This window comes from uncultured Streptococcus sp., from assembly GCF_938036805.1.
GTDB lineage: Bacteria > Bacillota > Bacilli > Lactobacillales > Streptococcaceae > Streptococcus.
Genome location: NZ_CALHWC010000174.1, coordinates 1 through 1,754, shown reverse-complemented (window position 1 = coordinate 1,754; position 1,754 = coordinate 1). Strand labels below are relative to the sequence as shown.

1 protein-coding gene is annotated in these 1,754 nt (G+C 43.2%); it reads left to right on the top strand.

The annotated features are described in order from the left end of the window. Positions 1 to 75: 75 nt before the first annotated feature. The gene (locus tag Q0191_RS07125; RefSeq protein WP_297665124.1) at positions 76 to 1,620 is read left to right on the top strand and encodes a distal tail protein Dit; all 1,545 of its coding nucleotides are present in this window, start codon (positions 76 to 78) and stop codon (positions 1,618 to 1,620) included. The last annotated feature ends 134 nt before the right edge of the window (positions 1,621 to 1,754 follow it).

Genomic DNA, 1,754 nt, shown 5'->3' with positions numbered 1-1,754 from the left:
CTCACACCGTTTATGGTTAAGGCTCAGACAAGCTATAACCGTCGCATGGAATCACTAGAAGGGAGGTAAACATAATTGACGATATCTGTTACTTATGACGGGAAGAGTCTGACTGATTTAGTAGATGAGATTACCAGCATTACCCGAAATATCGGAACAGGCTACAACAATGTTTATGCCGATCAAGGAGCGAGTCGAAACGGACAAGTTTTCCTCTACGCTACGAAAGGCGCAAAACCTATCTCTATCGAATTTAAAGTCAAGGGAAGCCTACGAAAAATCCACGAAGTCGGAAATGAAGTGGCTAGCCTCGTGGATTCCCCGAAGCCGGCTCCGCTAGAATTTAGCGACGAGCCAAATAAGATTTGGTGGGCCGTCCCATCTGGTAGCCCATCATATTCCATCAATCAATCTACGAGTCCAGCAGAAGCGACAGGAGTCATTAGCTTTGATGTCCCTTCCGGCACTGCAGAATCTAAGAGTTACACAACTCTGAAAGCAGTCAATCCTGATGAAAGGAACGGAACAGTGACTAAGATAAGCGATACCGCTTATAAAGTCACTGTAAACAATCGTGGCACGGCAGAAGCTTTCCCAATCATAAAAATAAAGCATAGAGGTGAAAATGGCTATATTGGAATTGTGACCAAATCAGCCATTTTCGCAATGGGAAACGACGAGGAAGCGGATCGGCAATCTTATAAAAGATCAGAAATCCTTCGAGACTATGTTTCTAACAATTGGATTGTAAAAGGTTTGGCCGAGGGACAGAAAAACTCTGCCATTTTAAATGATCTCAGCCAGAATTTAAACGGTACGCTAGCTATTGATAACGCTTGGGGCCGCCCTCATATTGCCTTGAGCAATCGTGGAAGTGGATCACGACCAAACAATGCCGCTTCGGTCTCGTGGGAAATTCCTTTAGATAGCGCCCGTGACCGCGGAGCCTTGAACGAATATTTTTGGTGGAGACAAATTTTTTGGTTAGGCGCAGCCAATCAATTTGGTTTTATCAAGATTATGGTTTCAGATACTAACGACCAATTTTTGTATGGTGTTGAAACCATCAAGCGAGCTAATGGTCTGGATGTAGAATACAACTTTTTAGCTTCTGATGGCAAAGGCGGTTATAAGGTTCTGAAACAATGGAATTTTGTAGGGACACATCGCGACGACCAGAATCCTTTTAACGCAGAAAGAGGATGGTCGGATCTACTGCGACGCGACGATATGGTGCAGGTTTTTTGGTGGGGTTCTTACCCTCAATTTCACATTCCAGAAATCAAAGGGCGAAAGAGTGCTAAAATCCATGTAGCTTTAGGCGCTTTTGGCGATAAGCCAATTGTTACTCACATGTACCTTGATAGCATTGTTTATCGCAAAGACTTTGTGAGTGGTATTGAAGATGTGCCTAATCGATACCGTCCTGGTTCGATCGTAGAAATCGATATGGGCAGCGGCTCGATTTTGGTTGATGGAATGTCCAAAAACGAAGAGGAAATCGATGGTTCAGATTTTCTCTCAATTCCAAAAGGCACAAGTGAGATGGAAATTCATTTTTCAAGCTGGATCAAAGAAATGCCAGAAATAGAAATCATGTGGAAAGAGAGGTATGTTTAGTTGAAAATCAACATTTTGGACAATCGGCTACGCAAAGTTGGTTTTATCAAGCGCGGCCATCCTGACATGCCGAATTTTTCCTCTGATGTCTGGCATAGGTATTTAGCAGAAGGGACCTCTACATTTGATTTTAC